General features: G+C 76.8%; 6 protein-coding genes and 1 pseudogene. 1 reads left to right on the forward strand and 6 read right to left on the reverse strand.

All coding sequences use genetic code 11. From position 1 onward, the window contains the following. Nucleotides 1–10: 10 nt before the first annotated feature. Genes N5I75_RS22455 through N5I75_RS22465 form a run of 3 tightly spaced genes read right to left on the reverse strand, consistent with a single transcriptional unit; the run spans nucleotide 11 to nucleotide 2,662 of the window. Nucleotides 11–988 carry a glycosyltransferase family 9 protein gene (locus tag N5I75_RS22455; RefSeq protein WP_476679897.1) on the reverse strand — a complete coding sequence of 326 codons (978 nt, stop codon included), beginning with the start codon at nucleotides 986–988 and terminating at the stop codon, nucleotides 11–13. Then, nucleotides 985–1,875: an NAD-dependent epimerase/dehydratase family protein gene (locus N5I75_RS22460; protein WP_476679899.1), complete on the reverse strand. Its 891-nt coding sequence runs from the start codon at nucleotides 1,873–1,875 to the stop codon at nucleotides 985–987. The genes N5I75_RS22455 and N5I75_RS22460 overlap by 4 nt, the downstream gene beginning before the upstream one ends. A 40-nt stretch (nucleotides 1,876–1,915) precedes the next feature. After that, nucleotides 1,916–2,662 (reverse strand): SDR family oxidoreductase, encoded by a 747-nt coding sequence (locus N5I75_RS22465; protein ID WP_476679901.1) that lies wholly within the window; start codon nucleotides 2,660–2,662, stop codon nucleotides 1,916–1,918. Nucleotides 2,663–3,180: 518 nt separating this feature from the next. Between N5I75_RS22465 and N5I75_RS22470 the strand changes: the two genes are divergently transcribed. Next, nucleotides 3,181–4,473 carry an MFS transporter gene (locus N5I75_RS22470; protein WP_476680120.1) on the forward strand — a complete coding sequence of 431 codons (1,293 nt, stop codon included), beginning with the start codon at nucleotides 3,181–3,183 and terminating at the stop codon, nucleotides 4,471–4,473. A 15-nt stretch (nucleotides 4,474–4,488) separates the two neighbouring features. Here N5I75_RS22470 and N5I75_RS22475 read toward each other — a convergent pair. From N5I75_RS22475 to N5I75_RS22485, 3 genes and pseudogenes are all read right to left on the reverse strand, one after another. Next, a pseudogene (locus N5I75_RS22475) lies at nucleotides 4,489–5,506 on the reverse strand (glycosyltransferase family 9 protein). Further along, nucleotides 5,503–6,912 carry a D-glycero-beta-D-manno-heptose 1-phosphate adenylyltransferase gene (gene rfaE2 / locus N5I75_RS22480; RefSeq protein ID WP_476679903.1) on the reverse strand — a complete coding sequence of 470 codons (1,410 nt, stop codon included), beginning with the start codon at nucleotides 6,910–6,912 and terminating at the stop codon, nucleotides 5,503–5,505. Before rfaE2 ends, N5I75_RS22475 begins: the two are co-directional and overlap by 4 nt. Continuing rightward, nucleotides 6,909–7,556 (reverse strand): D-sedoheptulose-7-phosphate isomerase, encoded by a 648-nt coding sequence (locus tag N5I75_RS22485; protein ID WP_476679905.1) that lies wholly within the window; start codon nucleotides 7,554–7,556, stop codon nucleotides 6,909–6,911. Before N5I75_RS22485 ends, rfaE2 begins: the two co-directional genes overlap by 4 nt. Between the last annotated feature and the right edge of the window lie 182 nt (nucleotides 7,557–7,738).

Raw genomic sequence — 7,738 nt, forward strand, 5'->3', positions numbered from 1 at the left:
TTCAGTTCATCTAGCTATGCCCATTTTCGCCGGGGCAAACAGCCGGGCCCCGCGCCATGAGTTTCCGCACCGCGCGCAGCACGTCCTGCGCCGTGGCCTCCGCCGGGTACCCGAGGAGGACGGACGGTACGCCGTACGGGCCGCGCCGCTCCGCCGACGCCGCCGGGGGCAGGGCGCAGACGACCGGGGTGCCGGTCGCGGCCGCGAGGTGGGCGGGGCCGGTGCCGCCCGCGACCACGACATCGGCCGCGCGCACCACCCCGGCCAGCGTCCGCGGATCGGTACGGCCCCCGAGATCGACGGCGGTGTCACCGCTGACCTCACGGCACAGTCCGCTCTCGTCGGGGCCGCCGGTGACGACGACCCGGTGCCCCGCGTCGGCGAGCAGCGCCACCGCCTCGGCCGCGCGCCCGGCGCCCCAGCGGCGCTCGGGCACTCCGGCGCCCGGGTGGAGCACGACGTAGGGGCCGTTGCCGGTGAGGCCGCTCGTGTCGGGGGCGGGCAGGACGCGCGGCCGGCCGTCGTCCCCGGCCCTCGGGGCGAACCCCAGGGCGGCGGCGAGATCGAGCCCCGCCTCGACGTCGTGCCGGCCCGGCAGCCGCGGATGGCTGACGTCGACGAGCGTGGCGGGGTGGTCGGCGCCCTCGGCCCCGATCCGGCGCACGTGCGCCATCCGCAGCAGGAGCGCGATCGGCAGGGGGCCGCGCGCGGAGGTGGGCAGGACGAGCGCGACGTCGTACGCCGCCTCCCGCAGCCTGCGCAGGAGCCCGTCGATGTCGGCCTCGTCGACCGTCGGCGGGTGGGCGCCCTCCCACGGCGCGTCCCAGACGAGCACCTCGTCGACCCCGGGCAGCAGCGCGGCGGCGTCCGCGCCGCGCGGCCCGCACAGCAGGGTCACGTGCTCGGCCCCGGCGCCGACCGCGCGGATCGCGGGGCCGGACAGCAGGACCCCGGTCATACCGTCGAGACAGACGACGAGCGCCTTCACGACACGTTTCCCGTCCGGTCGAGGCAGGAGGCGATCGTGCGCTTCAGGCCGTCCTCCCAGGTCACTCGGGGCGTCCAGCCGTACAGCTCGTGCGCGAAACCGGTCTCGGGCAGCGGCGCGTCGGGCGTTGCGGCGGGCGGGCCGCCGAGCTCCAGGCGGGCATGGGAGCCGGTCAGCTCGATGACCCGGCGGGCGATCCGCTCGACGCTCGCCCCGGGGTCGCCGCCGATGTCGACCGGGCGCACGGACCGGCTGGCGGCGACCAGGAGCACGCCGTCGACGAGGTCGTCGACGTAGCAGAGCGAGGGGGTCGCGCCGCCGTCACCGGGGACGGTCACGGGTCCGCCGTCCAGGGCCTGCCGGATCAGCGCGGGGATCAGCCCGCCGCCGTCGTCCGGGCCCATGCGCGGACCGTAGGCGGGGAAGACGCGCACGATGCCCGCGTCGGCCTCCCTCGCGGCGGCGTGCGCGGTGGTCAGCTCCTCGCAGAGCCGCTCCGCGTCGTGCCGCGCGCAGGTGGAGACGAGCAGGAAGCGGGCGCCGTCCCGGTCGGCCACGGCGAGGGCGTTGCGCGTCGCCTCGGGGCCGTCGCTCGGAGGCACGAGGTGCAGGACGAGGTCGTAGGGCCCGGGGAGCGAGCCGGGACAGCCGGGACGGGCGAGGTCGCACTCCAGGAAGCGGAAGCCGGGAGCGTCCGCCAGGTGCGCGAGGTCACCGGCCGCGTCGGCCACGCGGTCCACGCAGTGCACGCAGTCGACCTCGACGCCCGCGTCGAGCAGCCGCTCGCACAGGTGCGAGCCGAGGAAACCGGTGCCCGCCGTGACCAGCGCCCTCGACCAGGGCGGCGGGGCGACCGGCGCCAGGGAGAACAATGCCGGCGTCGTCATGGGACAACCTTCCTTCCCGGCGACCGGGGGACACAGGCTCTCAGGGCCAGGACGGTTCCCTGCGCGGGACGACGACCAGCTCGCCCACCACGCTGCCCGCCGGGACCGACAGCGCGTAGAGCACGGTGTCGGCCACGATGTCGGGGCTCTGCAGCATGCTCGTGTCGGCGTCCGGGAAGCGCTCCATGATGAACGGCGTCTCCATGCCGCCCGCGATGATGCCGGTGACCCCGATCCCCACGCAGTCGCGCTGCGCCTCCTGGAACAGCGTGTGCGTGAAGGCGCGCAGCCCCGACTTGCCCGCCGCGTACGGGCCCGCCTCGGTCCACGTCCGGTTCGCCGCGGTGGACAGGATGTTCACGATGTGGCCGCCGCCCCGGGCGATCATGCGCCGGTAGGTCTCCAGGCACAGGTACATGGGCCCGAGGAGGTTGGTGCCGATGACCCGGGTCACCTCGTCGGCCGTCAGGTGCTCGATCGGCTTGGAGACGTCCACGGCGGCGTTGTTGACGAGGACGTCGACCGGCCGTCCGGCCTCCTCCAGGTCCGTGAAGACGGCGGCGACCGCTCCGGGGTCCCGTACGTCCATCTCGACGAACCGGACGTCGTGCCCCTGCCCGCCCAGCTCGTCGCAGAGCTCCCCGGCCAGGTCCTTGCGGACGTCGGCGACGAGGACGGCCGCTCCCGCCCCGGCCAGCCTCCTGGCGATCGAGGCGCCGAGCCCCCGGGCCGCGCCGGTCACGAGGGCCTGTTTGCCGCGGAGGTCGACCCGTGCTGCGTCGCCCATGACTGTGTGCCTTTCGTCGCGCCGTTCCTCGCGGCGCACGCACCGTGACCGCTCCTCCTCCCACTGTGACGCCGGGGGCGCCGCACGGCATGTCGGGCGCGGGCTCGCGCGAGGCGGCCGACGGCTGTGGCGCCCCTCACGGAATACGGCGTCGCGGGGCGCGGAAAGGGGCGTCGCGGAAGCGTGTGAGCAAGCACACCAGAAGCGCCAAATCCGTTGCGGTGCAGGCGAGTTCGGGGAATTGTGACGCGCTGCCGTCCGAGCGGTTCAAAGGCGCTGCCGGAGCGTCTGCCACGATGGTCATCGCCGTACTCCGGAGCATCCGCCGCCGCGCAATGACGAGCCGCACGGGATGTCCCCCCGATCCGCACGGCGCACGATCCCTCACCTGAGTCCTCTCGGACTCGTCCCCTCGTCTGCCGAGTGCTCCTGTGTCTTTCTCTCCTTTCCCGCGCCTCGCGCGCGCCCTGTCCGCGCCGTCCCCCACCTCGCCGTGGCGGTCCCTGAAGTACCGCAGCATGCGCTGGTGGTCGGTGGCGAACTTCGTGTCCAACGCCGGTACGTGGATGCAGCTGACCGTGCAGAACCTGCTGGTCCTGCAGATCACCGGGTCCGCCGCCGCGACCGGCCTGTCCATGTCGGTGCAGGCGGCGCCCGCGCTGCTGATGAGCGTGGCGGGCGGCGCGGCCGTCGACCGGCTGCCCCGCAAGCTCACCGCCGCGGTCAGCCAGGCGCTGCTCGGCGTGGTCGCCTTCACGACGGCCGCGCTCGTGGCGACCGGCCGGCTCGACCTGACCCTGCTGATGGTGCTCGCCGCCGTCACCGGTGTCATCGCCACCGTCGACGGGCCCGCGTGCGCCCTGCTCGGCAACGACCTCGTACCGCCCCGGGACGTGCCCTCCGCCATCGGGGTGGGCTCGCTCGTGCACAGCGCGGGCCGCCTCGCCGGTGCGGCGCTCGGCGGCGTCACGGTCGGGTTCCTCGGCACGGCCGCCGCGTACGCCGCCAACGGGGTGTCGTTCCTCTTCGTCGCCTCGGTGATCCCGTTCCTGCGACCGGCGTACGGGGCGGTGCGCAAGGCCGTGTCCGCCCCTTCCCGTGAGGCCGCCCCTTCCCGCGAGGCCGCTCCTTCCCGCGAGGCCGCCGAACCGGCCGGCCAGGACATGACCGTGCGCCAGGGCCTGATGTTCTTTCTGCGGCGGCCCCGTCTCGTGGCCCTCGCGGGCGTCACCGGCATCAGCGCGGTCTTCGGCCGGAACTACAACCTGACCCTGGCCGTGCTCGTCACGGGCCCGCTCGCCGGGGGCGCCGGGTCGTTCGGCACGGTCTCCACCGTCCTCGCGGTCGGCGGCATCGTGGGCGCGGTCCTCGGCGCGCGGCTGCGGCGCCCGTCCGTGCGGCTCGTCGGCACGCTGGCCGCCGCGGGCGGACTGCTCCAGGCCGTCGCGGGCTTCTCCCCGTCGTTCGCCGTCCTGCTCGTCCTCGTCCTGCCGATGGCGATCGTGGAGACGGTGTCGGACACGGCGGGCACGACCGTCCTGCAGACCGACCCGCCCGCCCACATGCGGGGCCGTGTCCTCGGCGTGTGGGGCAGCATCAGCACGGCGTGGGGTCTCGCGGGCCCGCCCGCGCTCGGCCTGCTCATGGAGGTGGCCGGTGCGCGCGGCGCCCTGGTCTCCGGCGGCCTGGTCATCGCGGTCTCGGTCGCGGCGGGCCACCTGCTGCGCAGGCGCCGGGTCGCCGCGCCGGTCCGCCTGCGCGCGGGAGAGCACGAGGTGGCGGCGCAGCCCGCGCTGGGCACGGCCGCGTAAGGGGCCCGCGAAGTCCTACGGGGTTCTCGTCAGGGATCGCTGCTCGCGCTCGGGCAGGTCCCGTACGGCGGCGACGACCTCTCCGGGCGTGATGCGCAGGAGGCGTTCGTCCGGGCGGTCGCCGTGGGCGTCGCCGGGCCGGGGCGCGTCGTCGGGGTCGGGGTGCCACAGGACGCGGTGGCGCGGGTCGGGCGGCGGGCCCCACAGACGCGGGGCGACGGGGCCGAACAGGACGACCGAGGGCGTGCCGAGCGCGGTCGCGAGGTGGGCGAGGCCGGTGTCGCCGACGAGCACGCAGCGGGCGTGTGCGACGAGCGCGGCCAGCCGGTCGAACGGCACGTCCGCCGCGCCGCCGTGCACGGCGCTGTCCGGCAGCCCCGCCTCCGCCGCGACGGCCCGCGCGAGTTCCCCCCGCCCCCGCCGTCACGACGACCCGGTGTCCGTCGGCCCGCAGCGCGGCGGCCACGGCGGCGAACCGGCCGGGCGGCCAGCGGCGGGCCGCGGCGTCGGCGCCGGGGTGGACGACGACCGCGCCGGGCGCGGGTGACGGCGTCGCGGGGGCCGGGATCAGCAGCTCCGCCGGGTCCGCGTCGACCCCGTACCAGGACAGCAGGCGGCACCACCGCTCCCGCTCGTGCTCGTCGTCCCGCCAGACCGGCCCCTCGATCGCGGGCGTACCGGGGTGGGCGTACGCGAAGAGGCGCCGGGGCCGCAGCCGCTGGAGCAGGAGGTGGCTGGGCGGCCCGTTGCCGTGCAGGTCCACGGCGAGCTCGGGCGGCGGCCCGGTCCAGTCCAGTTCGGCGGGGACCGCGCGACCGGCGGCCGTCGTGGGCAGCACCCGGTCCACGACCCCGGTCGCGGCGGCGGGCACGGCCAGCCGAGCGGGCCCGGCGAGCACGATCTCGTACCCGCCGTACCGCCGCCGCAGAGCGCGCAGAGCGGGGACGACGGCCAGGAGGTCGCCCAGGCCCAGGGCGCGGAGGACGAGGATGCGGGGGCGGTCGGGCACGCCGGTCCGCGCCGCCCCCGTCACGCCGCTCCCGGCGGCACCGCTGCCGCCGCCCGGCGGGCCAGTTGGGTCGTGGAGCGGCCGTCGAGGTAGGGCAGGACCACGGCCTGGCCGCCCCACGCGCGCAGCGTGCGGGCCTCCGGGAGGTCCTGGACCGAGTAGTCGCCGCCCTTGACCCACACATCGGGCCGCAGCCGCGCGAGCAGCTTCTGCGGGGTGTCCTCCTCGAACACGGCGACGGCGTCGACGCTGTGCAGCGCCTCCAGGACCCGGACGCGGTCCGCCTCCTTGTTGAGGGGGCGCCCCGGGCCCTTGCGGCGGGCCAGTGAGGCGTCGGAGTTGAGGCAGACGATCAGGCAGTCGCCGATGCGCCGGGCGCTCTCCAGGAGGCCGACGTGGCCCGCGTGCAGGAGGTCGAAGCAGCCGCCCGTGGCGACGACGGTGCCGCCGCGCGCCCGCACCCGTTCGGCGAGGGCGAACGCGTCGGTCACCGGCGCCTCCTCGGTACGGGGCGCGGGCGCCGCGCACCACAGCTCCGGGTTGCCCGCGCCGCCCGCCGACACGAACGCGGCGGCCTCGGCGACGGCCCGTTGCAGCGCCTCCTCGGGCAGCGCGCCGTCGGCGAGGGCGGCGGCCGTCGTCGCGGCGAAGCAGTCCCCGGCGCCGCACGGGTCGCCGGACGCGCGGTAGGGCGGCGGTACGAGCATGGGCGTACCGGAGCCGGGGCGGGTCAGGAGCACCCCGCGTTCGCCGAGGGTCACCGCGACACCGGCGGCCCGCCAGCGGGCGGCGAGTTCGGCGCCGCGCGCGGCGTACGCGCCGAGGGTGTCGTCGCCGCCGGGGCACAGGGCGCGGCTCTCCGCCGCGTTCGGGGTGACGAGCCGCGCGCCGGGCACGGGGGCGTCGCCCTTGGGGTGCGGGTCCCAGACCAGCGGGGTGCGGGCGGCGACCTCGGCGAGGTGGTCCCGTACGGCGCTCGCCGTGCCCCGGCCGTAGTCGGCGACGAGCACGGCGTGGGCCCGGTCGAGCGCGTCGCGCACGGCGGCGTCGGGCTCGCCCGGGGTGCCGCCGCCCCGGTCGATGCGGACCAAGGGCCGGCCGGCGGCGAGGACGCGGGTCTTCACGGGCAAGGTGCCGTCGAGGGGCAGCTCCACGAGGTGTACGCGGCCCGCGAGGCCCCGGCGTACGGCTTCGCTGGCGTCGTCGTCGCCGAGCGCGGTGACCAGGACCACTTCGCGTCCGGCGCGGGCGGCGAGCGCGGCGGCGAGGCCCGCGCCGCCGGGGTGGCGCCGGTCGGCGGTGACGTCGACGACGGGTGCGGGGGCGTCCGGGGCGAGGCGGGTGGCGACGCCCTCGATGTCCTCGTCGAGCAGGACGTCCCCGACGACGACGAGCGGCTTCGGGCCGGCCGGGCCGGCCGGGCCGGTCATGACAGGTTCCCGGGGACGGGGACGACGCGGGGCGCTGACCGGCCGACGGTGGCCGCGACGGGTCCGGCGAGCGCCGCGTCGAACGCCTCGCACAGCAGGTGTACGGCGACGAGATGGGTCTCCTGGACGGTGGCGGTGGTGTCGCCGTCGATGTGGAGGGCCTCGTCGGCGGCCTCGCCGAGCGGGTTGGGGCCGGGCCCGGTGAGGGCCCAGACGCGCAGCCCGGCGGCCCGGCCCGCGACGGCGGCGGTGATGAGGTTGGCGCTGCGGCCCGACGTGGAGAGCAGCAGCAGGATGTCGCCGGGCCTGCCGTGCGCGGTGACCTGCCGGGCGAAGACGTGGTCGAAGCCGTAGTCGTTGCCGATCGCGGTCATCGCGGAGGTCTCCGCGTGCAGGGAGATCGCCGAGTACGCGGGCCGCTCGTGGCGGTAGCGGCCCACCAGCTCCGCGGTCAGGTGCTGCGCCTGCGCGGCGCTGCCCCCGTTCCCGGCGGCGAGCAGCCGGCTCCCCGCGGGCAACGCGGCGGCGAGCCGCCCACCCCACTCCGCGATCCGCCCGAGCCCCTCCCGCCGCAGCCGGCCGAGGGCCTGCTCCAGGGAGCGGCAGTGATGATGGGCGGCATCGAATGCGGATTGTTCACTCATATCGGGTCGGGCGTACCGCGCCGGAACGGCGTCGGCGTGCCCGCACCTCCTTCGGGGGGGCGAGGGGGGGTCGATGAGGTCGGACGGGGGCGGGGGAGGGCGGGACGCCCAAGGGCCGGGGGGCGCTGTGCCCCGGGGCCGCGAGCCCCGAGGCTGCGAGCCCCGGGCTGCGAGCCCCGGGC

Source organism: Streptomyces sp. R818 (assembly GCF_056172735.1).